The 23992-nt window shown below is 59.0% G+C and carries 20 protein-coding genes; 11 read left to right on the plus strand and 9 right to left on the minus strand.

Annotated elements, in window-relative coordinates; genetic code table 11:
• Positions 1–54: 54 nt before the first annotated feature.
• On the plus strand, positions 55–1260 hold the full coding sequence (gene lysA, locus FNT36_RS23275) for a diaminopimelate decarboxylase (RefSeq protein WP_144852788.1): 1206 nt from the start codon (positions 55–57) through the stop codon (positions 1258–1260).
• Positions 1261–1347: 87 nt separating this feature from the next.
• Here the strand turns inward: lysA and FNT36_RS23280 are convergent, their stop codons facing one another.
• On the minus strand, positions 1348–1761 hold the full coding sequence (locus tag FNT36_RS23280) for a hypothetical protein (protein ID WP_144852790.1): 414 nt from the start codon (positions 1759–1761) through the stop codon (positions 1348–1350).
• A 125-nt stretch (positions 1762–1886) separates the two neighbouring features.
• On the opposite strand from FNT36_RS23280, the gene FNT36_RS23285 reads away from it, so the two are divergent.
• The 7 genes from FNT36_RS23285 to FNT36_RS23315 all read left to right on the plus strand — a co-directional run bounded on the left by FNT36_RS23285 (position 1887) and on the right by FNT36_RS23315 (position 9343).
• Positions 1887–2492 (plus strand): pentapeptide repeat-containing protein, encoded by a 606-nt coding sequence (locus FNT36_RS23285; RefSeq protein ID WP_144852792.1) that lies wholly within the window; start codon positions 1887–1889, stop codon positions 2490–2492.
• 471 nt (positions 2493–2963) lie between these two features.
• Positions 2964–4172 carry a hypothetical protein gene (locus FNT36_RS23290; RefSeq protein WP_144852794.1) on the plus strand — a complete coding sequence of 403 codons (1209 nt, stop codon included), beginning with the start codon at positions 2964–2966 and terminating at the stop codon, positions 4170–4172.
• A gap of 193 nt (positions 4173–4365) precedes the next feature.
• Positions 4366–4926, plus strand: a complete 561-nt coding sequence (locus tag FNT36_RS23295; protein WP_144852796.1) for a hypothetical protein — start codon at positions 4366–4368, stop codon at positions 4924–4926.
• 69 nt (positions 4927–4995) lie between these two features.
• On the plus strand, positions 4996–6657 hold the full coding sequence (locus FNT36_RS23300; protein ID WP_144852798.1) for an MFS transporter: 1662 nt from the start codon (positions 4996–4998) through the stop codon (positions 6655–6657).
• Between the two features lie 94 nt (positions 6658–6751).
• Positions 6752–7696 (plus strand): helix-turn-helix domain-containing protein, encoded by a 945-nt coding sequence (locus FNT36_RS23305; protein WP_144852800.1) that lies wholly within the window; start codon positions 6752–6754, stop codon positions 7694–7696.
• A gap of 93 nt (positions 7697–7789) precedes the next feature.
• Complete coding sequence (locus FNT36_RS23310; protein ID WP_144852802.1) at positions 7790–8542, plus strand: SDR family oxidoreductase; 753 nt, start codon at positions 7790–7792, stop codon at positions 8540–8542.
• A gap of 273 nt (positions 8543–8815) precedes the next feature.
• Positions 8816–9343, plus strand: a complete 528-nt coding sequence (locus FNT36_RS23315) for an NADPH-dependent FMN reductase (RefSeq protein WP_144852804.1) — start codon at positions 8816–8818, stop codon at positions 9341–9343.
• A gap of 3 nt (positions 9344–9346) precedes the next feature.
• On the opposite strand, the gene FNT36_RS23320 is transcribed toward FNT36_RS23315, so the two are convergent.
• From FNT36_RS23320 to FNT36_RS23330, 3 genes are all read right to left on the minus strand, one after another.
• Positions 9347–10987, minus strand: coding sequence for a PepSY domain-containing protein (locus FNT36_RS23320; RefSeq protein WP_144852806.1), 1641 nt, complete (start codon positions 10985–10987; stop codon positions 9347–9349).
• A gap of 76 nt (positions 10988–11063) precedes the next feature.
• Complete coding sequence (locus tag FNT36_RS23325; protein WP_144852808.1) at positions 11064–13403, minus strand: TonB-dependent receptor; 2340 nt, start codon at positions 13401–13403, stop codon at positions 11064–11066.
• 112 nt (positions 13404–13515) lie between these two features.
• Positions 13516–13890, minus strand: coding sequence for a hypothetical protein (locus FNT36_RS23330; protein WP_144852810.1), 375 nt, complete (start codon positions 13888–13890; stop codon positions 13516–13518).
• 424 nt (positions 13891–14314) lie between these two features.
• Here FNT36_RS23330 and FNT36_RS23335 point away from each other — a divergent pair, with 424 nt between their 5' ends.
• From FNT36_RS23335 to FNT36_RS23345, 3 genes are read left to right on the plus strand one after another with little or no spacing between them, the layout of a single operon-like run.
• Positions 14315–15094, plus strand: a complete 780-nt coding sequence (locus FNT36_RS23335) for an MbnP family protein (protein WP_144852812.1) — start codon at positions 14315–14317, stop codon at positions 15092–15094.
• 11 nt (positions 15095–15105) lie between these two features.
• The gene (locus FNT36_RS23340; protein WP_233636174.1) at positions 15106–16212 is read left to right on the plus strand and encodes a cytochrome-c peroxidase; all 1107 of its coding nucleotides are present in this window, start codon (positions 15106–15108) and stop codon (positions 16210–16212) included.
• A gap of 41 nt (positions 16213–16253) precedes the next feature.
• Positions 16254–17369: a cytochrome-c peroxidase gene (locus FNT36_RS23345; RefSeq protein ID WP_144852816.1), complete on the plus strand. Its 1116-nt coding sequence runs from the start codon at positions 16254–16256 to the stop codon at positions 17367–17369.
• 113 nt (positions 17370–17482) lie between these two features.
• Here FNT36_RS23345 and ftsZ read toward each other — a convergent pair whose 3' ends face one another.
• The 5 genes from ftsZ to murG all read right to left on the minus strand — a co-directional run bounded on the left by ftsZ (position 17483) and on the right by murG (position 23983).
• Complete coding sequence (ftsZ, locus tag FNT36_RS23350; RefSeq protein ID WP_144852818.1) at positions 17483–18994, minus strand: cell division protein FtsZ; 1512 nt, start codon at positions 18992–18994, stop codon at positions 17483–17485.
• 119 nt (positions 18995–19113) lie between these two features.
• On the minus strand, positions 19114–20538 hold the full coding sequence (gene ftsA / locus FNT36_RS23355; RefSeq protein ID WP_144852820.1) for a cell division protein FtsA: 1425 nt from the start codon (positions 20536–20538) through the stop codon (positions 19114–19116).
• A gap of 84 nt (positions 20539–20622) precedes the next feature.
• Complete coding sequence (locus FNT36_RS23360; protein WP_144852822.1) at positions 20623–21381, minus strand: cell division protein FtsQ/DivIB; 759 nt, start codon at positions 21379–21381, stop codon at positions 20623–20625.
• Positions 21382–21456: 75 nt separating this feature from the next.
• Complete coding sequence (murC, locus tag FNT36_RS23365; protein ID WP_144852824.1) at positions 21457–22845, minus strand: UDP-N-acetylmuramate--L-alanine ligase; 1389 nt, start codon at positions 22843–22845, stop codon at positions 21457–21459.
• A gap of 49 nt (positions 22846–22894) precedes the next feature.
• A complete protein-coding gene (murG, locus tag FNT36_RS23370; protein WP_233636175.1) occupies positions 22895–23983 on the minus strand; it encodes an undecaprenyldiphospho-muramoylpentapeptide beta-N-acetylglucosaminyltransferase in 1089 nt (362 codons plus the stop codon).
• Between the last annotated feature and the right edge of the window lie 9 nt (positions 23984–23992).

The following is a 23992-nucleotide window of genomic DNA, read 5'->3' on the forward strand; positions in this document are numbered from 1 at the left end:
CGGGGCGTTGTACCTTTGAGAGCGCGGCCCGGCCGCCTTTTTCGTTCGCGTTTCATGTCTGCATCTTCTGCTTCTGCCCTGCTGGCCGCCGCCGCGCAGTTTGGCACCCCGCTCTACGTGTACCAGGCCGATACCATTCGGGCGCAGTACCACAAGCTCACGACCGCTTTTAGCGGCCACCCCACGCGGTTTTTCTACGCCTGCAAAGCCCTCACCAATGTAGCCGTGCTGAAGGTGCTGTTGGCCGAGGGCTCTGGCCTCGACTGCGTGAGTATCAACGAGGTAAAGCTAGGTTTGCACGTGGGCTTCCAGCCTGAAAACATTCTCTTTACCCCCAATAGCGTTGCCTTTAGCGAGCTAGTGGAGGCTAAGGAGCTAGGCGTAAACCTCAACATCGATAACCTGTCGCTGCTCGAGCGCTTCGGCACCACGTTTGGCGGTTCTTACCCCGTGTGCGTGCGCCTAAACCCGCACATTGAGGCGGGCGGCAACTACAAGATTTCGACCGGCCACATCGACAGCAAGTTCGGCGTCAGTATTCACCAGATGCGCCACCTCGAGCGCGTCGTGAAAGGCACTGGCTTGCACGTGCGCGGCCTGCACATGCACACGGGCTCCGAAATCAAAGACGTACAAGTATTTCTGCGGGCGCTGGATATTTTGTTCGACGCCGCGCGTCGCTTCCCACAGCTCGAATTTTTGGACCTAGGCTCGGGCTTCAAAGTGCCTTACAAGCCTGGCGACCCCGAGACCGATGTAGCGGGCCTGGGCCACCAGGTAGCCGCAGCCTTCCAAGAGTTTGAGAAAGAATACGGCCGGCCGCTCGAAGCTTGGTTTGAGCCCGGTAAGTACCTGGTAAGCGAAGCCGGTTACCTGCTGGTCGAGGTATCGACCGTGAAGCACACTACGGCTACCGTGTTTGCGGGCGTCAATTCGGGCTTCAACCACCTTATCCGGCCCATGATGTATGATGCTTATCACTACATCTCTAACCTTTCGCACCCCGACGGCCCCGAACGCTTGTACACGGTAGTAGGCAACATCTGCGAAACCGACACCTTTGCCTGGGACCGCCTGCTGCCCGAGGTGCGCGAGGGCGATATCCTAGCCTTCCACAACGCTGGCGCTTATGGCTTCGAAATGAGCAGTTCATTCAACTCGCGCCTGCGCCCCGCCGAGGTGCTGCTCGATGGGGAGGAAGCTCCGCGCCTCATCCGCCGCCGCCAAACTTTTGAGGATTTGCTAGCTGGCCAGGTGTAGTTGGTAGTGATTAATTGGTAGTGGGTAGTGGTTAATGTCTTTTAGCTTGGCATTAATAATTGACAATTAACCACTAATCACTACCCATTATACCTGCGCCAGCAGCCAGGCGACAGCTTCGGACTCCTGCTCGAAGTTGCGGTACTGATGGCCAAGCTTACGGCTGGTCATGACGATGCCCGTCATGGCGAGGCGTGCAAATACGTTGTGGGCCACCACCACGGCGCCGTAGCGGTAGCCAGCTTCGCGCACGGCGCGGGGCAGCCACTCGTCTATCATCCAGGTTTCTTCTGTGGGTGTGAAGGCGCTCATAGCCTGCTGGTTGACAAGCATCTTGCTCCAGCCGTGGCGCTTCATGGCTTGCTGGGCGTGCGTGAGCAGCGCCTGAAACTGCGTTTCGCTGCGCACGCCTGCATAATATTCCAGGCGGATGTATGCCTCTGGCTCCTCCCAGAGGCAGCCAGCGTTATTTTTAAAGTAGATAGTGCGCGCCGAAGCCATAGTATAGCAGTAGTAACTAGATAACCGCCACTGCAAGGTACTAGTGCCAGGGCCATCCGCCCATTTACTACACCTAGAGGAGGCTGCTTCAGGGTAGTTTTACGCTTTCTCTCACGCTTTAGCCTATGAAACCGCGCCGCAAGCCCACTGCTCTCCGCAAGCCCGATTCTTTTCCGGCCGACCAAGTGCTTACGGGCCTCGATGCACGGCGCCTGCTTGCCCTAGGTCGCGAGTTCGAGCAGTTCCATTTCATAAGCTGCGAGCTAGCCGAAGCCGACCTAGGTGGGCTGCGCTTCGAGGATTGCCTATTTGAGCGCTGCAACCTGACCACGGCCAAGCTCGGCAGCACAGCGCTGCAAAACGTAGCCTTTGCTGACTGCAAGCTGCTAGGTGTAAACTTTGGTGCGTGCCAGGACATGCTATTCGGCGTGCACTTCGATGGCTGCCAGCTGCGTTATGCCTCTTTCGGGGGCAAGCGCATGGCGGGTACCCGCTTCGCGCAGTGCACCCTCGATGAGGCCGATTTTACCAATACTGACCTCAGCAGCGCTTCCTTCGCGGGCTGCGACCTCACGCGGGCGGGCTTTCATAATACTCTGCTGGCGAGGGCCGATTTTACGACGGCTACCAACTACGCCCTCGACCCCGAAGCCAACATCCTCACCGGGGCGCGCTTTGCGCTGGCCGGGCTGCCGGGCCTGCTAGCTAAGTACGACCTCGTAGTAGAGTAAGCGCATCCTAGGCTGGCAAATCTGGGCAGCACTACTGCCTAGGCCCTTAATTTTTAGCTATTTTCATTGCATTGTTGGCATATGAAAAAGTACTTAAACGTGGTTTTCTACAGCATTTTTCCATCCTGCTTTCTGCTGTAAATCAGCTTGCTGTATAGCAGCAAAGACATTTTGGTAGCTCCATCCATTACGGCTGCTTACCTGACGCAAACGCCTATGGCGGCGCTGAGCTAGTTGCTACCGCCTCATTACCAGCAAGCAACGCCTCTAGGCAGAAGACTGAGCAAGCCAAAATCTCCAATATGCCAGAAAGGGTTACGCCTATTAATCCGATAGGATAATATCCAGATAACGGAATTAAAAACCGTACTTAGCTAGCAGGCATTTACCAGAGCCATTACTTATATATAATTCAAATTATGAATAACTTGCGTCGCTTATTGCAACCTCAATTTTATCATTACTTAAATTATGCGTTTACCGTTTACCCTATTGGGCGCGGCCTCCTTGCTAACTGTCACTGCTTATGGCCAGAGCATTGATGCCCAAAAAGTCACCTTCGACTATGTGCGCCTGCCCATGATACCGGTTCCGGCCGGCAGCCACTCGTACCAGGCCGAAGTAGTGCTACGCTACGAAGAAGCCGTGAAGCAGCAGAAAGCCGACCATTTGTCGGCCGTAGCAGAAGCTAAAATTAAAGCTGAGAAAGACAAGCAAGAATATAAAGCGCTATCACTTAAGGATAAAGCTCTCAACCGCTTGCTGCTGGATGAGCGCAAGCCTGGAGCGGCCGTGATTCCGACTGCCGACTATACAGCACAGGTATACGATGCTAAAACCCTGGCTGCTACCTACGTCAATGTAAGCGGCTTTCAGCGGGCAGCTGGCCCTACTGCCGACCTGCGCATTACGGTAACGACGGATGGGTTTACCCTAGGCCCCATTGCGCCAGCCGAGGTGAAAAGCAACACCCAAGTAAAGCTCGCTGGCGTTAGCACGGGCGATGGCGTAAAACACTTGTACGAAGTATCGTACAAATCGCCTATCTCAGTGAAGGTGAGCACCAAGGATGGTGCGGTGCTGCTCGATGAGCTCATCGAAGCAACCAACACTTACACGGTGGGCAAAACAGAAGCTTTTGGTAACCCTGACGGCCTAGCAAAGTTCTGGGCTGCAAATCAAAACGCTTTTCTACGCCAGCTCGACGAGAACTCGATGAAAGCTAACATGAAGCTGGTGGCAGACTACCTAGACAGCAAGCTAGGGCAGCGCGTTATCACGCGCAACACGTCCATCATCGTCGTGTCAGATAAGAAAGTGAATTATGACGAGTACCCCCAGGCTTACGAGAAGGCTTTGATGGGCTACAAAGGCCTAGGCGACCCTGCCCGCATAGCCGACGCCCAAAAGCAAATTAACGAAGCTATTGCACTTTGGAACAAGGCTTTATCGGAATCGAACCCTAAAGACAAAAAGGCCCGCATCGACGAAAAAGTTACCGCCGCAACTCTATACAATGACGCCGAAGCCAACCTATGGCTGAACAACTTTGACGAAGCCGACCGCCTGTTGGCCCGCCTCAAGTTGCTGGACATTTCGCGCTATAACACGATGGCCAACGAACTCGGTGCCGTAGTGCAGGACCAGCGCGTCCGCTTCAACGCCAACAAGAAGAGCTAGTTAGCAGACTCAGCAGATTTCACTTGCTCTTCTCATCTCTTTTCTGCTTTTAAAAGCCCCTCCTTGAGGGGCTTTTATTATTTGGCACTGTTTAGTTTGGGCTCACCCTCCTAGGGTAGCCTAAAGAACATGGGCACTTTCAACCTGCGCTGCGCGGCCCGCGTAAGCGCTAGCCCAACCAAGCCAGAAAACGATGTTGCTTTGTTTGCTACTGCCGCTGAGTTTATTGCCACTTGCAGCCCCGCCCACGCCGGCCCAGCTCGTGGTGCCGGGCCAGAGCTTGGGCAGTCTCCAGCTGGGGGCCGATGCGGCCACGCTGGCCAACCTAGGGCCCGCCGCCTACAGCGACGCCGCCATGCAGAAGGGCTGGGCTACTTGGTTTGGCACGGGCCACCCACCCGCCCAGCTCGACGTGTACACCACGATGGTGCCGGGCCAAGACACTCACAAATCGGTGCAGGTGGTGCGGGCCACGTCCGCCTACTTCCGCTTGGCCAACGGGCTGCGCAATGGCTCGACCCTGCGCCAGATTGAGGAGTGCTATGGCAAGCTGCCGCTGGCCACCAGCTACCAGCTCAAGGCCGGCCCGCGCTACCTCTACGACAATGTGAAGCTAGGCATCGCCTTTGAGTTAGATGGCAAAACGAGCACCAGCCACTGCCGGGCGCTGGTGGTGCATCAGCCGGGGCAGCCCGCAGCCAAGATTTATTTGCCAATGCCGCTTTATCTCAAAGAAGTGCCGGTACGTAAGTGAGCTACCTCTTTGTCTTTGCAAGCACAGCGCAGCGAGGACATTGCCATCATCTGCTAGTACCACTTACCCATGTCCCCGGCTCCCGCTGCTGCCAAGCCCTCCTTTCTCACGCCTTTTACTTACGCCCTGTTTCGGGCTATTTGGATAGCCTCGGTAGTATCGAACGTGGGCACCTGGATGCAGAATGTGGCCGGCGTGTGGCTCGTGACTACGCTCACCACCTCGGCGCTGCTGGTGGCCCTTATGCAAACGGCCACTAGCCTGCCCGCCTTTTTGCTGAGCATGCCGGCCGGCGCCATCGGCGACCTCATCGACCGGCGCAAGCTACTGCTGGCCACGCAGGGCTTTATGGCGGTGGTGGCGTTTAGCCTAGGGGCCTTCACGTTTACGGGGCACATTACGGCACTGGAGGTGCTGGGCTTCACATTTCTCCTAGGTATGGGCGCGGCGCTAAATGGGCCGGTATGGCAGGCCGTGGCTACCGAGCTGGTGCCGCGCCCGGTACTGCCGTTTGCCATCACGCTCAATGGCGTCAGCAACAACATTGCCCGCGCCATTGGGCCGGCCCTAGGTGGGCTCATCATTGCCTACTACTCGCCAGGCTACGTGTTCATGCTCAATGGCATCTCCTTCATCGGCACGTGGCTGGTGGTATACCGCTGGCAGCGTGAGGCCGAACCTAGCAGTGGCCCGGCCGAAAACTTCACGGGTGCGTTGCGGGCGGGGTTGCGCTATGTGCAGTATTCGCCGGCTATTTATGGGGTGTTGGTGCGCACGTTTGCGTTTTCATTCGGGGCCAGCGCTATGTGGGCGCTGCTGAGCGTGGTGGTGGCACGGCAGCTGCACCTCAGCTCGGGCACCTACGGCGTCATGCTGTCGTGGCTGGGCGCGGGCGCCATCACGGGGGCTTTCCTCATGGGACGCGCTGGCCAGCAGCTTACCATGAACCAGCGGGTGCTGCTGGGTTCCATCGGCTTTGTGGGCACCAACTTGGCTTTGGCGCTGGTACCGAGCGAGTACTGGCTGTTCCCGGTCATGTTCATTTCGGGCACCTGCTGGCTGATTGTGATGACCAGCTTCAATACCACCGTGCAGCTGCATGTGCCCAAGTGGGTGCAGGCGCGGGTAGTGAGTATTTATATGCTGACGTTTCAGGCGGGCATGAGCTTAGGCAGCGTGGCCTGGGGCGAGTTGGCCGACCGCATCAGCCTGCAAACGGCTCTGCTGGTAGCAGCCGGCTGGATGCTGGCTAGTCTGTTGCTGGCCATTCCGTTCTCTATTCACCAGCCTGAGGGCCTCGACCTAGCGCCGGCCGATAGCTGGACCGACCCCGCCCCGGGCGCTCCCGAAGGCGAAGGCGTAGACCCCGAAGATGGCCCCGTGGTAGTAATGATAGCTTATAACGTGGCCCCCGCCGACTGGCCCGCTTTCCGCGAGGCAGCCCAGCAGCTGCGCCGCCTACGCCTGCGCGATGGGGCGCTGCGAGCCGGCGTCTTTGCTGACGTGGCCGACCCCACGCGCCTCACCGAGTTCTTTTACGTGGCTACCTGGGGCGAGCACCTGCGCCAGCACCGCCGCTTCACGCGCGACGACCAGGCCGTGGAAGCCGAGGTGCGGCGGTTCCATCGCGGGCCAGAGCCGCCGCACGTTTCGCACTTCCTGGCTTTCCCGCGCACGGCCAATGTAGAGGTACCTAGCCCGCCACTGCAAGTAGCTGAGAGCGTGCAATAGGCTGCATCGTGCTCACACAGAGCTCGGGAGCCAGCAAACTTTTTGCTCCGGTGGGAGTTCCGTAGGCTTTGAATCTTACAAGCAGCCTGCTGCCATGACGACTACCACGCTAAATACCCTTTACCAGGAGCTAGCTCCCTGCACCAGCCTCGACCTGAGCAAGCTGCTGCCCGGCGGTATTCAGCGCGAGGTCGGCCACTTCAACGTATTTGATTTAGCCGACTTCTGGGAGACTAGCCAACTGCGGCCGGGCATGTCCTATCCTTGCCGCTCTTTCTACAAAATCAGCTTGTTGCGTAGTCGGAGCCGCGCCGAGTATGCCAACCAAACCATTGACATCGAGCCCGACACCTTGGTATTTTCGACGCCAAAGGTATCCTTCCAGTGGTCGCCCGCAGAGGTGCAGCAGGGGCACTTCTGCCTGTATAGCGCCGAGTTTTTGCTGCCGGTGCTCGGCGGCCTTACCCCTGACGAGCTTCCCCTGTTTCGGGCCGACGGCTACCTCGTGTTTCAGCTAACACCGACCGAAGCAGCGCGAACGGCATTCATTTTCAGTCAGATGCAGGAGGAGCTAGCCTCCGACTACGCCCACAAGTACGACCTGCTGCGAGCCTACGTGCTGGAACTGCTGCACCTAGGGCAGAAGCGGCAGACCACCACTGCGTTGCACCCGGCCCACTCGGCGGCGGCCCGGCTCACATCGCGCTTTGCGGAGTTGCTAGAGCGGCAGTTTCCACTCACTACTCCCCAGCAACGCGTGCCGCTGCGCACTGCCAAGGACTTTGCCGACCACCTAGCCGTGCACGTCAACCACCTCAACAAGGTACTCAAGGACAGCACCGGCCGCACCACCACCGACCTCATCGGCGGGCGGCTGGCGCAGGAGGCCAAGGCCCTGCTGCGCCAAACGGACTGGACGCTCTGGGAAATTGCCGACAGCCTAGGATTTGTCGATGTGGCGCACTTCTCGCACTTCTTCCGCCGCTACGCTGCCGTGAGCCCCGGCGCATTTCGCACACTGGAAGCCGTGCTGGTTTGATTTCTACAAAAAGCCGATTGGCGGCTACAACACCACCGCAAGCGGCCTAGGGGACTTTTGTCGTGTTCATTTAACACTGCAAACGCACTCCGTATGAGTACTTCCAAAATCGCCCTCGTGACTGGCGGCAGCCGCGGCCTGGGCAAGGATATGGCCCTGAAACTCGCTCAGCAGGGCATCGACGTCATTCTCACCTACCATAGCCAGCAGGCCGAAGCCGCCACCGTGGTAGCCGCCATTGAAGCCCTAGGTCGCCGCGCCGTGGCTCTCCGCCTCAATGCCGCTGACCTGAGCACCTTCGGGACCTTTTTCGCGCAGGTCACCACCGCCCTGGCCGATACCTTCGGCACCGACCGGTTCGACTTTCTCATCAACAATGCGGGCACCAGCTTGAGCGCGCCCATCGCCGAAACGACGGAGGCGCAGTTTGATGAGATGCTCAACGTTCACCTCAAGGGCGTGTACTTTCTCACGCAGAAAGCTTTACCCCTGCTGAACGACGGCGGCCGCATCATCAATATCTCCTCGGTGTCCGCGCGCAGTTCTTATTCGGGCTTCTCCGTCTACGGCAGTGTGAAAGGGGCAGTAGAAGTCTTCACCCGCTACCTCGCCGTAGAGCTGGGCCCCCGGGGCATTGCGGCCAACGTGGTTGCGCCCGGCGCGGTGTTTGGCGGCGGAGCCATGCCAGATTCGCCCGAAATGCGCGCCTGGGTAGCCCAGATAACGGCCCTGGGCCGCACGGCCGAGCCCGACGACATCGGCGGAATCGTGGCTTTCCTTTGCACCGATGCCGCCCGGTGGCTCAACGGCCAGCGCATCGAGGCAACAGGCGGGGTAATGCTGTAGGAGCCGCGAGTGCTCGGGCAGCGCCCCGACCATTGGTTTTGCGTACAAGCAGGTTCTTACTGGAATAGCCAGTAGGAACCTGCTTTTGTGTTAAAAGCGATAGCCAAGTAGCATTTATAAGCCGACCTAGGCCCCAAAACACGGATGCCTACCGTCTGGGCTGGCTGCCAAGCTTTTTTAATTTTAGAAACGGGGCTGTTAGCTTCATTTTTCAAAAACAAAACCCGCCGGCTACTGGCTAGTAGCTAATTGCTTCCTTATTCCTATTGTCCCTTGCTTACTCTCCTCGTCGGCACTAGCCGCCCCGAATCGCGCACCCGGCGCGTAGCCGAATTTTACGCCACGCTGCTCGATGAGCTCGGCGCACCTTATCAGTACCTAGACCTCATGGACCTGCCGGCCGACCTGCTCACCGAGGCACTTTACCACAATGCCGGGCGGCACGACGAGTTCAACCGCCTCATCGCGCCGCTCGACCAGTCGGACAAGCTCGTCATCTTCGCGCCCGAGTATAATTGCTCTATCCCCGGCGCGCTCAAGACCTTTATCGATGCCCTCCCCTACCCCGGCGGCATACGAGGCAAGAAGGCGGCGCTGGTGGCTCTCAGCAGCGGCAGCCAAGGTGGCCTACTAGCCTTGAGCCACCTTACCGATATCCTTTTCTATCTAGGTACCAGCGTGTTGCCGCAGCGTGTGCGCCTGCCCAACATCAGTAAAGCTATGTCAAAGGAAGGTGAGATTACCGACCCGCTGCTGCGCCAGGTGCTGCGCGAGCAGGCCGAGGCACTGCTCGCGCTTTAGCCTCTAGCGCTGGGTGCGGATGAGCAGCACCAGCCCGTAGAGCGTGACTACCAGCACGCCTAGAGCCGAGAAAATGGCCACGAAGTCGCGCACGTTTTTGCCGGCCCAGTCCATTAGGAAGAACTTATGCAGCACCGCAAACGACAGGCCTTCGCGCCGGTCGCCGTCGGTGACGAGTGCCGACAGCTTGCCCGACGCCGGCTCCACGTACAGCGCCGGGTGGCCCGGCCCGTCGAAGGCTAGCTTCACCACCGGCAGGCGCTTGTTTACAAAGCCATACTCGCCGGCAAACTTGGTTATCAACTCGGGGCTGAGCAGCGCGGCCGTAGCCGGCGCTTGGCCAGCCGCGGGCAACCCTAGGGCTGTTTTGGTGGCCGTAGCAGTGGCCGGCTCAGGCGGTGCGCAGCAGTCAGCCATAGCCGAGCCACTTTCAGCGCTGGCGGCGGCCGCATTCATGGGCTGGCTCAATTTGGCGTTGAACTCTTGAGCTAGCTCGCTGGCGTAGCGAAACTCGCCGTCGGGCAATAGCTGGCCGTCGCGGGTGCTGCGGTACTGCGCTTGCAACTGGCCGTCAGCCTTTTTGCTCACCAGCCGGTAGTAAGGCTGGCCACTCACACGCGCCAGCGACAGCTGCGTAACCGGCTCGGGGCCACCTAGGGCCTGGGTGAGCGGCCACGCCAGCTCGGCCGCGCCAAATGTGGTGCGCCGGGCTACGTCATTGCGGCGGTCAGGCGTGAGCTTTTGCCAGAGGTGGTATGAAGCACTAAGAGCAAACGTGAACGTGACGAACGCCACCCACAGCCCCAGCGTGCGGTGCCGCCGACGCAGCCAGCCTACCTTATCCTGGGCCGAGCGCGGCTGCCGCAGCTTGCGGCGTACAAAGCCATAAATAACCAACCCGCTCAGCGCCGACAGCCAGATGATGGTCGTGAACACCAACATAATACCTAGGTGTAGCGGCCGGGGCAACACCTCTAGGAAGTCCCAGTTGTGCATCATGCCAAACACCCACAAAAAGGTAGCGCGGGCATGGTTGTTGAACGTGCCCATCCGGCTCTGCCCGGTTTCGACGAACACAGTCATGCCATCGGGCCGGGCCAGCGTTATTTTCCAAACCGGCAGCAGGCGGTTGATAAACTTATAGTCGCCAGTGAAGTGGGTCAGGAGCTCAGCGCTGGCCACGGCACTGGTCGAGTCGGCTAGTAGGTAGCGGGCCACGTCCTCGGCGTAGGCTCGGTCGCCGCCCGGCAGTTCGAGGCTCGTGGCCGCCGAGAAATAGCGCAGTTTGCCCGAGGCTGTCGTGACCTGGTAGTAAGGCTGACGCCGGTACTGCACCACGCGTAGGTTTTGCACGGCGGGCAGGTGGTGGTCGGCCAGCACTTGCGTGGCGGGCACCGTCAGCGCTGCCGCTTTCAGCGACGGCGCGGGCACGGTTTCGTGGGCGATGGGTGGGCGCAACCAATTGGACATCAACGGGTGCGAAATACCGCTGAGCGCCCACAGCACCACGGGTACCACCGTGATGAGTCCGAGTATGCGGTGCCAGCGGTACATGTGGCGGCCCACAAAGCGCCGCACCGGCGAGACAGTTCGCGCGGGGGCCACTACAGCTGGCGGCGCGGGCGAAAGTTGATTACTAGACATTAATAGAGGAAGTAAAACGGAGTGAAACTCGGTTTTCAGATTGACCTAGGCACGGCGTAGCTCGCCGCACTACTGGTTATTCTTTGGCCCGGCCAGCGAAGGTGTAGCCCACGCCTAGGGTGTAGGTGCGCGGCGCGGCGGCCTGGTAAGTGGTGCCGTACTGGTTGGTAGTCACCGTAGTAGCGTACAGCGCGTTACCGATGTCCACCACGTTGGCCCACACTTCGAGGCCACGCAGCGTGGTTTGCGGCAGGCGGTACCCTAGGCGCAGGTTAAGCAGGTTGTAGCCGGCGTAGGTCTTAGTATTGGCCGTGTTGGTATAGTACTGGCCGATGCGCTGGTATTCGACCCCTAGGCGGGCACCGGGCACGAAGCGCGGCTTGTAAAACACCTCCGCGTTGGCAATCCAGTTGGGGGCATTCAGCATGCGGTTGCCCGAGTAGTCGCGGTTGCGGCCCTGCACTACCTCGCTGTACTCCACGTAGGTATGGCGAGCATTGGTGCCGCTGAGGCGGAAATTCACCTCCGACACGGGCGCGTAGGTCAGCGTGTATTCTACGCCACGGTGGCGGGTGGCGCCCACGTTTTCGCTCTGCGTCGAGTTGTCAGCTTGCAGGATGCTCACAATCTCGTTGCGCCCCTCCATGTCATACACACTGAGGTCGAGGTAGAGCTTGCGGTCGAGCAGCGCCACCCAGCCACCAGCCTCGTAGTTGGTGAAGTTGGCTTGCTTGAGCTCGATGAGTTGGCGCGAGCTGTACAAGCTGCCCGTTTCGGGCGGCTGAAAGCCGGTGCTGAAGTTGGCGTACACGCCCCGGCTGGCACCTAGGGCGTAGGTCAGGCCCAGCTTGGGCGCGACTAGGTTGTAAATATTCCGCTGGGCGGCCTTCTTCGAAGTCGCGCTGCCGCTTAGGTTGTTGTTGAAATTATATTGCACGCGGTCGTAGCGCAGGCCGCCCACGATGCGCAGGTTTTCAGTGGCTTGCACCTCATACTGGGCGAAGGCGGCCGTGTTATAAAGGTCGATTTTGTAATCGTCGAGCAGTCGGCCGGTGTCGGTGTAGCCAGTGTAGAAATTGTTGGCGACGTCCTTCTGAATCGTGAGGTAGCGCGCCCAATAAGTGCTCGGGCTGTAGTCGAAATACCCGCCCACGATAAGCCGCGAATTTAGAAACCCTAGGTCGATGCGGTGTTGCGCCAGCGCCCCGTAGCTATTGAATGACTGATTATTAACCTGCCCATTCGAGCTTTGGTACACGCCATTCACCCGCACGTCGCTGATAAAGTAACTCGGCAGCTGGCCAGTCGAGTTGTAGCGGTAGAAGCCCGTGAGGGCCGTTTGCTGCGCCTCATTCCAGGTGTGCTCCAGGCGCAGGCTGCTGCGCACGGCCGTTACCACGCGGTTAGTGAAGCGGTTATTGCTCTGGTAGCGGCGGCTGTAGAAGCGGGTGCTGTCGAGTGTGCCGGGCGTTTGGGTGTTGAGGTAGTTGTAGGTGCCCATGCCGATGAGCCGCGTACGCGGGCTAAAGGCGTAGTCGGCCCGCAGCGTCCACGACTGCTTGTCAAAATCGGTATAGTCTTGCCAACCATTGCGTTGGCGGGCCGCGTAGCCGCCCGCGTATAGGCCAAGCTTGCCCACCGTGCCGCTGGCGCTGGCATCGACGCGGCGGTAGCCGAAGTTATCGCCCTGCATCGACACGCCCGCCGTGGGTACCGGCGTAGGCCGCTGACTCAGGAAGTTGATGGCCCCGCCAATGGCATTGGAGCCGTAGAGCGACGAGGCCGGCCCCTTCACTACCTCAATGCTGCGCACGCCCGCTTGGTTGATTTCGTAGAGCGCGTTGTGGTTGAAGATGCCGATGGGCCGAATTGGCAGTCCGTCCTCTAGGTATAGGTAAACCGCGTTGGTGCTAATAGGCTGGCGAATGGCCATCATGTGCTGCTCGTTGCCGAGGTTCACCATGTACACGCCCGCCACTTTATTGAGCAACTGATACGGCGCCGTGGCCTTGGTATCGGCAATGAGCTGCGGCGACACCTGACTGATGGCCACCGGCGCTTCGGTGCGCTTTTCCTGCTCGCGGCTGGCCGACACCACCACGCCTTGCAGGTTTACGGGCGCTGCTTCGAGCCGCACCGTGAGCACGTTGTCCGCGCCCGACACGCGCACCTTCTGCGCGTTATAGCCCATCAACGAGATAGTTAGCTCGCGGGTACCACTAGGCACGGCCAGCGCAAAACGCCCGTTGGCGTCGGTGGTGGTACCCGTGCTGGTGCCAGCCACTACGACGGTGGCACCCGGCAGCGACTGCTGCGTTTGGGCATCGAGAATGGTGCCACGCAGCGGGGCTTGCTGCGCGTAGGCGCTACCTAGGCAGCCCACAGCCAGCCCGGCAGTAATAAAATAAGACTTCATCCCTTGCTAATCAGGCACTAAACGAACCTAGGGGCAAAGCGCGGCAGCCTAACCTGCGCGCATGGCGTCAGGCGGGCCGAGCCGGCCGGCAACTCCCTACTTGCTGGTTGGTTTAGGCGCCGAGCGGCGGGCGAAAAAGGGCGCCGAGCGGGGCCGCATACGTGCCCACCGCCACGCGGCCATAGCGCGGGGCAACTCGCACGGCCACGCGGACCGGCTGCGGCTGCCAGGGGTTGAAAGCGGCCGGCAGCATTTCAAGCCGCTCTTTTAGCGGGCCCGCCGACTTGCTTTCGCGTTCCTCCTGTTTTTTGAGCTGCTTAGCAAAGTAGCATTTGCCATCGCAGTGCAGCTGTGGCCGGGCTTTATTGACGCAGAAGCGCGCCGTGATGGTGGCTTGGTTCAACGTGAAGTCCACCACCAACAGCTCGCGGCTGAAGGTTTGCAGCAGCACCAAGGCTGAGAGCAAATAGGCGAAAACAGACTTCACAGGTTGTAAGTAGCTAACTAGCGGCAAAAGTACGGCCCGCTGCCGTAGCGCCACAGACTACGGCCCACAAAAATTCGTTAGAAATACTTCAATGTTAGTAAAGCCCTACCGCATATTCTAATTTGAATATTTATCGCAATTATTTGATAGCCAATCAGCCAAATAGCTCGCGTGACGCAGCAATATTTTTTTTCAACGGCAGTGTAGTGAGCAAGATGCTCTACTAGATAGACGCTAGCAAAGCATAACCAGCACCGTCTGATTTAGAGAAACACGACTGCTGGCTAAAACTCAACAGCCGCAACTTCACTGCTTTCTCAGCTGTTGCCCCTAGCTTAGCAAGTGGTTGTCACGAACTTTTCGCCGCTAGTGCGTGTGCCCTAGGTAGCTTAGTGAGCGGTGCTTTACGCTTCATTTTTACGATATGAACAATCGTTTCCCTACCCTACTTGGATTACTGGTGTTGCCGCTAGCGCTGTTCAGCAGTTGCAAGAAGGACAGCGACACGTTGGACTCCACCGGCTCGGTCAATTTTACGGTGCGCAACGTGGCGGGCGCGCAAGACCTGGCGCTGAATACCACCGCAGCCACCACGGCTGCGGGTGAGAAGTTCACCGTTAGCACGTTCGAGTACTACCTATCCAACATAAAATTCACCAAAGCGGACGGCACCACCTATGCGGCGCCTGACACCTATTTTCTGGTAAACCAGGAGAAGCCTGCCAGCCTGAGCTTTACTGTGCCCGGCGTGCCGGCCGGCGACTACACCGGCGTGAGCTTTCTGGTGGGCGTGGATGCGCAAAAAACCGGCCTCACCGACCCGGTCACCTTTACCGGCGACCTCAACCAGGCCAATAATATGTACTGGACCTGGAACAGCGGCCACATTTTTCTCAAGCTCGAAGGCACCATCACCTCCACCACTCCGAGCAAGCCGCTTACCTGCCACATCGGTGGCTACACCGACCCTAACAATGCTATCGTAACAGCCGCGCCCGCCTTCAACGGCGCCAAGCTTACGGTGCAGGCGGGCCACACGCCGCAGCTGGCCCTGAAGGCCGACGTAACGAAGGTTTTTGACGGTCCTAATCCGGTTGCGCTCAGCACTTTCACCGGCGCCCATATGCCCAGCGCGCAGTCGGTGCAGCTGGCCCGAAACTATGCGGCTGGCATGTTCAGCGTCGAGAAAATCACCACCGAATAACTCTTGCTGCCGTGGCCGCACGCAGGCGCACTTGGTGGGTAGGCCAGCGCATCAGCTGGTTGCTGCTGGCTACCCTAGGGATAGCCGGCAGCGCAGCCGTGGCCCATCTACGGCGCCCAGCCGCCGCGCTCGCAGTGCCCGCCAACTTCCCGGCGCTGGTGTATGAAGTAGCCAAGAACCAACCCAACGAAGCCACCTTCGAGCTTGGCCGGCAACTGTTTTACGACCCTCGGCTGTCGAGCGACGGCACCATCTCGTGCGGCTCGTGCCACCAGCAGAGCCGGGCCTTCACCGATGGCCAAGCGCTGGCCCTAGGGGTGGCTGGCCGCCGCAGCGCCCGCAACACGCCCGCACTACAAAACCTGGGTTGGCACCGCAGCTTCATGGCCGATGGCGGCGTGCGCGGCTTGGAATTGCAAGCTCTCGCCCCGCTCACCAGCCCGCAGGAAATGAACGAGCCGCTGGCCGACGCCCTAGCCAAGCTCAATGCCGACCCCGAGTATCGCCGCCGCTTCGCCGCTATCTATGGACCAGGCAAGATTGATACGCCACAGTTTTTGAAAGCACTAGCACAGTTCACGTCGGCGCTCATCAGCGCTGACTCGCGCTACGACAAGTACGTGCGACACGAGCCAGGCGGCACCCTCACGGCGCCCGAGCAACGCGGTCTAGCGCTATTTCAGCAAAAGTGCAGTGGTTGCCACGCCACCGACCTGTTCACCGACGAGTCGTTCCGCAATAACGGCCTCGACCGCACGTTTCCAGTGGACTCCGGCCGGGCGCATATCTCGCAGCTGCCCGCCGATGCAGGCCGGTTCCGGGTGCCGAGTTTGCGCAACGTGGCCCGCACGGCGCCCTACATGCACGACGGCCGCTTTGCCACGCTGCCCGAGGTGCTGGCCCACTACGCCCACGGCGTGCGCCCCTCGCGCACCCTCGACCCACTCTTGCGCCAGCCCGATGGCCGCTTAGGTCTGCCAATGAGTGCTCAGGAACAGCAAGCGCTGCTCGCCTTTTTGAATACCTTGACCGACAACAGCTTGCTGACCAATCCGCGCTTTGCCCCACCTTCAGTCGCCGCCCGACACCAACCAACACTAGCTGGTGTTGGGCGCTGACCACACCGTATCTTGAGCTTTTCTTGCCTTCTTTAGTTAGTATGCCGCTACACCTTACGCGTTTTCTAACCGGCTTCTCGCTGCTCTTAGGTGCCTTGAGCCTGAGTAGCTGCCGCGATTCGGGCGGCATCGACCCCGAGCCCACCGGGCCCACGCCCTATACCCTCACGGTGCCGGCGGGTTTTCCCACTCCCGTTATTCCAGCCGATAACCCGCTGACTAATGAAGGCGTGGCCCTAGGTCGCATGCTCTTCTACGAGAAGCAGTTATCGAGCACTGGCACCATGTCATGCGGCTCGTGTCACCAGCAAGATAAAGCTTTTACTGACGGCTTGGCCAAAGCCGTAGGTGTGGATGGCGTGGCAAACCCACGCGGCACCATGTCGCTCGCCAATGTATTGTGGAGCAGCACGCTTACCTGGGATGGTGCCTTTTCAACGCTCGAAACGCAAGCCCTTAAGCCGCTCGAAAACCCCATCGAATTGCACCAGCCTCTCACGGTAAGCGTGAGCAAGCTGCAAAATACCACTACCTACCCCCCGCTTTTCCTAGCCGCCTTTGGCACGCGCACCATCACCAATGACTTGGTGCTGAAGGCGCTGACGCAATTTGAGCGCACGATGATATCCGGTAATTCACGCTTTGACAAGTATTTGGCCAACAACCGCCAAGGCTTTACCGCCGACGAAAGAGCTGGGCTGGTGCTTTATACCACGCACATCAGCCCCGGCAGCGTGCGCGGCGCCGAGTGCTTTCATTGCCACACGCAGCCGCTAATGTCTTCCAACTACGAGGGCAAGTTCTTCAACAACGGCCTCGACCTCACCTTTAGCGACCCTGGACGGGGCGGCATCACGAAGCTGGCGGTCGATAATGGCAAGTTTATTGCGCCTACGCTACGCAACATCACCCTTACGGCGCCCTACATGCACGATGGCCGCTTTAAGACCCTAGAAGAGGTGCTCGACCACTACTCCGACCACGTGCAAATGGCCAGCCCTGGGCTCGACAACATGCTGCTCACGGGTATCAACAGCCTACCTTTTGGCACGCACATGGACCTCACTGCCACTGAAAAACGCCAGGTTATTGCCTTCTTGAAAACGCTGACCGACTCGACGTTTGTCACTGATAAGCGGTTCTCCAACCCTTTCTAATACTTACTCGGAGCTACTAAGAAAGGCGCCCCTTCTCTCCAGTACTTCGGAGAGAAGGGGCGCCTTTCTTACGCGTTAGCCTCAGCGGCAGCAAAACTGCCACATAGGGCTGGCTAATCTACATTATCGTGCAGGAAGCGATTATCGCCAAGCAGCTCGTTATCATCCGATAGGTTGAAGCGCGAGATATTCTGCGTATTGCTCGGGGCCAGGGGCTCCAACTTCTGCCCGCGGCGCAGGTAGGCCGGTGTATCGAGGTGAGCCGTAGCCTCGGGCGACAGCGACTGGCTCGAAGACTGCATCAACCGATTGCGACGCTCAATGGCCTGCGCTTCTAGCGCCGCGGCCCGTGGGCGCTGGGGCGCGGGCTGAGTGTTGCCCGTCACTAGCACCGGCTCGCCGGGTGCTGTAATGGGAGCACCCGTGAGCGGGGCGTGGGTAGAGGGCGCTGCGGGACCGTTTAGGTCAAAAGTGACGCGAGCGGGCTCGGGCGCAACGGGTGCAGTGAAGCTGGGCACCATCGGCGCGGCAGGGGCCGCCGGAGCAGGCGCGCTAGGGCGCTCTTTCTCTACAGCCATTGGCTGCGGCTCAGGAGCTACTGCCGGCTCGGGTGCCGTGTTTGCATTGTTAGGCCGCCCGTTGGCGTTGATGGTGTGCGCCTCGCGGGCAAAACCCGTGGCAATCACCGTGACGCGAATACTTTGACCTAGGGTTTCGTCGATGCCGTGGCCGAAAATCATTTCAGCGTCTTCGCCCGCTTTGCCTTGGATGTACTCGGTGATTTCCGAGAGCTCATCCATTTCCAGCTCAGCCTGGTCGCCCGACATAATGCTGAGCAGAATCTTCTGCGCGCCCTGAATGTCGGTGTTATTGAGCAGCGGCGAGTTCAGCGCCTCTTCGGCAGCGCGGCGGGCGCGGTTTTCGCCCTCCGTAATGCTGCTGCCCATCACGGCCGCTCCCGAGTCCTTCATGACGGTTTTAACGTCTTCAAAGTCCACGTTCACGTCGCTGGTTACCGTAATGATTTCAGCAATCGACTTAGCCGCTGTTGTCAACACCGTGTCGGCCTTGGCAAAGGCCAAACCCATCGTCAGGTTACCGTAAAGCTGGCGCAGCTTATCGTTCAGAATCACGAGCACTGTATCGCAGTTCTCGCTCAGTTCTTTGATTCCCTGCTCGGCTTGCTCGCGCTTCTTTTTGCCTTCAAACAAGAAGGGCGCCGTCACGATGCCAACGGTCAGAATATTGAGCTCTTGCGCCACTTGGGCAATAACGGGCGCGGCACCAGTGCCGGTGCCACCGCCCATGCCCGCCGTGATGAACAGCATTTTGGTGCCGTTGCTGAGTAGCTCTCGAATTTGCTCGCGCGATTCGAGGGCTGCTTGGCGGCCGCGCTCGGGCTTGGCACCCGCGCCGAGGCCTTCGGTCAGGTCAACCCCAATTTGCAGCTTGTTTGGCACCGTCGAGCTTTCAAGGGCTTGCCGGTCAGTATTACAAATTATAAACTCCACATCCTTGATGCCCTGCTTGTGCATGTGCTTCACGGCGTTGGAGCCCCCACCTCCTACTCCAATTACCTTGATAATCGAGCGGCTCTGGGATGGTATATCGAAAGTAAAATTCATAGTAACGGTCGTTTGTCCTGCTGAACTGGCGAAGCATCTTCCCACCGTAGCGGCACCTAGCCACTAATTTCTGACGAAAAGGCGCGAGAAGATGCTTTCTGCGTCAGTAGGACAAGATATTAATATTGTTTATCGTCAAAGTCATCAATCAGGATGCCCTTCAGCTTCCGGGTGATGTCACCTAGGTAAGAGCCAAACTTGCTCGGGGCTTTGGGCTCCTTGGGCGGCTCTGGTGCTTTAGGAGCGGGCGCGGGTGCCGGCGCCGGAGCAGCCGTAAAGCTGGGTACCACGGGTGCCGGCGCGGGTGCCGGAGCCGGAGGCGCAGCCTGGTAGCTGTAGCTGCTCGCAATCTCTTCCTCGCCGTAGCCGGGGCGGGCGCTGTTGCGCTCGTCCTGAGCTTGGTAGCCAGCCAGCACGAGGCCTACGCCCGTGGCGTGCATCGGCGACTTTACAGTCTCGATTTTGCTTTTGCCTAGGTGCTGATTGGGGTAGCCAATGCGGGTGTCGAGGCCGGTGAGGTATTCGGTCAGCTGCTCTAGGTTTTGCAGCTGCGAGCCGCCGCCGGTCAGCACGATACCTGCCGAAAGGTGCTCGTGCAAGCCCATGCGGTAGATTTCGGCGTACACTAGCTCGATAATCTCCGACATACGGGCCTCAATGATGTAGGCCAGGTTCTTGAGCGACACTTCTTTGGGCGGGCGGTTGGGCAGCCCCGGGATGCTCACGATTTCGTAGTCCGACGCCTCTTCGGCGATGGCTTTACCAAACTTCACTTTCAGCTGCTCGGCCTGGTTGGGCGTCACGTTGCAGCCTTGCTTGATGTCCTGGGTAATGATGTTACCCCCAAATGGCAGCACCGCCGCGTGGCGGATAATGCCATCTTTGAACACGGCTAGGTCGGTAGTACCGCCGCCGATATCAATCAGCGCTACGCCAGCTTCCTTCTCTTCGTCGCTCAGCACCGATACGCTCGAGGCCAGCGGCTCCAGAATCAGGTTTTCAATGGCGAGGCCCGCCCGGGTCACGCACTTATTGATGTTGTTGATAGCGGCGCTCTGGGCAGTAATAATATGGAAGTTGCCTTCTAGGCGCACGCCAGCCATACCCACCGGGTCGGTTACGCCACCTTCAAAATCCACTTTGTAGTCTTGGGGCATCACGTGGATAATCTGCGAGCCGGGCGGAGTTACCAGCCGGTACATATCAGCCGTGAGGCGATTCACGTCATCCTGCGTAATCTCGTTGTCGCCGCTGGGCCGCGTAATCGAGCCATTGTGCTGCAGCGACTTGATGTGCTGCCCCGCAATGCCTACGTTCACTACGCCAATATCAATGCCCGACTGCTCTTCGGCTTGGCGAATAGCACGCTTGATGGCCTCTACCGTCTTGTCGATGTTGAGCACAATGCCACGTTGCACGCCGTCTGATACTGCCGTGCCCATGCCCATCATTTCGAGCTTGCCATACTCGTTTTTACGTCCCACCAAGGCGCATATTTTAGTGGTGCCAATGTCGAGACCGACGACGATTTTGTCTTGTTGCATGGGTGTAGGGCGAGCGTGAAAGAGCGGAGGCTAAGCTAGTTAGCTTAATTATAAAAAATTAGAAATCTAGTTTTCAATCATTTGTCATTCACAAATGATTTGATTTTGGTATTCCACGTTGACGCGGTGGTAAGTATCCCACCCTAAAACGGAAGGAATTTGTCGGTAAAATACCATCAATTTGGCGAATTTTTCTGAAATATTTTCGGGTGGACCGAACTCTATGCGCTGGTCACCTACCTGCTGCGTGAAGCTCAGCTTCCCCCCTGGCTCGACGAATACTTCGGCCACCTGAGCGTGCCAGAAAGGATGCTCGTCTACGTAACGCAGAAAATCGAGATACCCCCGTGACGTACTATCTTGAAAAAAGGTTGTGGGCAACCCACCGCCACCCGCCCGGCTCACCGTGGCTACGCGGGCTGTGTAAAGCGGCGACAGGGGCAAGCGCTTGCCTTCAGCGTCGACATAGCTGTCGAGGCGGTCGTCAGGGTGCACCAGCCGCGCAATGGGATGGTTTTGGTGAATGTCAGCATGCAGATTACCAGCCAAATCGCGGTACACTTGGGCATCGCGCACGAAGGGGTGCGCCTTAAGGCGCGCCTCTAGCACGCGCAGCCGCGGGCCCTCGGGCATAGTACCTAGCACGGGCTCTTTGCCGCCGTTAGTAAGCAGAGCCGTAACGCCCCGCTCGCTGATAAAATAATTATTTGACTCGTTGGCGATATTGACCACAATATCGCTCACAGGCCGGTGTGCCTGCCGAAACGCCGCAAACGCAGCAGCGGCTACCAAGCCCAGCAGGCAGGCAAACGCGACGAGTAAATTGCGAACGTTCTTTTCCATGGAAAGCAAGTGGGTACCTAGGCGCAGATTTCAGTAATTGATGCCGCACCAGCGGCTATTTATTTCAAGCCGTGGCTAGCGCATTAAGATGGTTTTTAACTCGGGCACCAGTGTATCTATATCACCGGCTCCTACCGTGGCCAGCACGTCAAAATCGGCTTGCTGCGCGGCGTTGGCCAGCACTTCGGCTTTGGTTTGAAGTGACTTTTGCGGCGCCGTTATTTGCGCCAACAGCATTTCGGACGTGACGCCCGGCAGCGGCAATTCGCGGGCCGGGTAAATAGCTAGCAGCACCACTTCGTCGGCCAGACTCAGGCTTTGGGAGAAGCCCTCGGCAAAATCGCGAGTGCGCGTAAACAAGTGTGGTTGAAAGATAACTCTTAGTTTTTTAGCAGGATACAAGGCTCGTAGCGAACGCAGGAAGGCCTCGATTTCGCGTGGGTGGTGGGCGTAATCATCCACGTACACCTTGTTGGGCCCAGGCACGATAAACTCAAACCGCCGCTTTACGCCACGGTAGGCCGCCACCGCCGCCCGCAGTGCATTTTCCTCCACACCATAGGCCTGCGCCACGGCCGCGGCCGCCAGCATGTTCTCCACGTTGTGGAAGCCCGGCACGGCGAGCTGCAGCCCCGCCACCACGCCCTGCGGGCCATGCAAATCAAAATTAAACCGGTGGCCCTCGGGCGTGATAGTACCCGCAAATAAATCGGCTCCCTGAGCAGCCGTCAGGCCATAGCGCAGCACGCGCGTACCGGCCGGCGCCGCAGCCGCCACGCGGGCATCGGCCGTGTGGTTGAGCAGCAGCATGCCGCCTGGCTTGAGCTGCGCCACGAATTGGCAAAACGACTCTACCAAGGCCTCTTTGGTACCATAAATGTCCAGGTGGTCGGCATCGGTACTGGTTACGATAGCCACGTCAGGATGCAGCGTTAGGAAGCTGCGGTCGTATTCGTCGGCTTCGACTACCACGGGTGCGTCTGGGCTCTTGGGCAGCAACAAATTACTGCCTAGGTTCACCGCGATGCCCCCCAGAAAGGCGCCTGCATCTACGCCCGCATGGTGCAGCAAATGCGCCACCATGCTGCTGGTCGTGGTTTTGCCGTGCGTGCCGGCTACTGCAATGGTCGTCCGCCCTTGCGTGAGCACGCCCAGCACCTGGCTGCGCTTGCGGATATCGTAACCCTGCGCACGCAGCCACGCCCACTCCTGGCTGTCGGCCGGAATGGCGGGCGTGAGCACCACGAGCGTTTGCGATTTATTAGCCTGCACTTCGGCTGGAATATTGGCGACATCATCAACGTAATGCACGGCAATTCCTTCGGCTTCCAGTGCCTGCGTCAGCGGCGTTTCGGTTTTGTCGTACCCGCTCACGCGGTGGCCGTTGGCTTTAAACCACCGCGCCAGCGCCGACATGCCAATGCCCCCGATACCTAGGAAAAAAATGTAAGGAAACTGCTGCATACGAATGGCCTGCCAGCATCAGTGGCAGGTGTTGCCGACCGGAGCCGGATTACTTTTTCAATAAGCTAAATAATTCATCTACAATGGCCGTGGTAGCATCGGGGCGGGCCAATTCTTGCACACGGGCACCGAGTTGCTGCTGGCGCTCGGGGTCAGCGAGCAGGCGCAGCGTTTCGTCGTAGAGACGCGTGGCGGCGTGCTCGTCAGTGATGAGCACCGCGGCGCCCTTGCTCACCAGGGCCAAGGCATTTTTGGTTTGGTGGTCTTCGGCCACGTTGGGCGAAGGCACCAGCACGGCCGCTTTCCCAGTCAGGCAAAGCTCTGACACCGAGAGCGCACCTGCCCGGCTGATTACTACATCGGCGGCGGCGTAAGCCAAGTCCATGCGCTGAATAAATTCTAACGCGTGTAGGTTGTCAGTGGCGTAAGAAGCGGCTTGCTCTTTGGCCTCGGGATAGTAGAGCTTGCCGGTTTGCCAGAGCAGCTGCACCCCTGCTTCGCGCAGGCGACCTAGGGCGGCTGCAGTGGCCAAATTGAGGGTGCGTGCCCCTAGGCTGCCGCCCACCACGAGCAATGTTTTCTTGGCCGGGTCGAGGCCAAAAAACTGCTGCGCCTCGGCGCGGTTGCCGCGGGCAATTTCAGTCCGCACTGGGTTACCAGTTAGTACCAATTTCTCGGCCGGAAAAAACTTCTCCATGTCGTCGTAGGCGACGCAGATTTTATTGACGCGGCGGGCCAGCAGTTTATTCACCAGCCCGGCGTAGGAGTTCTGTTCCTGAATCAGGCTCGGAATACCGCGCGAGGTAGCCGCCAGCAGCACTGGCGCTGAGGCGTAGCCGCCCACGCCCACTACTGCATCGGGCCGAAACTGCTCGAGCAGCTTGCCCGCCTTGCGCACCGACCGAAACACCCGCACCGGAAACAGCAAATTCTGCGGCGTGAGGCGGCGCTGCAAACCGCTAATATCCAAGCCAATTATTAGGTAGCCTGCCTCCGGCACACGCGTCATTTCCATCCGCCCATTCGCTCCTACAAAGAGGATATCGGCGGTAGGTTCACGACGACGAATTTCGTTGGCAATGGCTACGGCTGGGAAAATATGCCCGCCAGTGCCGCCACCGGAGATAATGAATTTCATAATTAAGCT

The organism is Hymenobacter setariae (assembly GCF_007713685.1).
GTDB lineage: Bacteria > Bacteroidota > Bacteroidia > Cytophagales > Hymenobacteraceae > Hymenobacter > Hymenobacter setariae.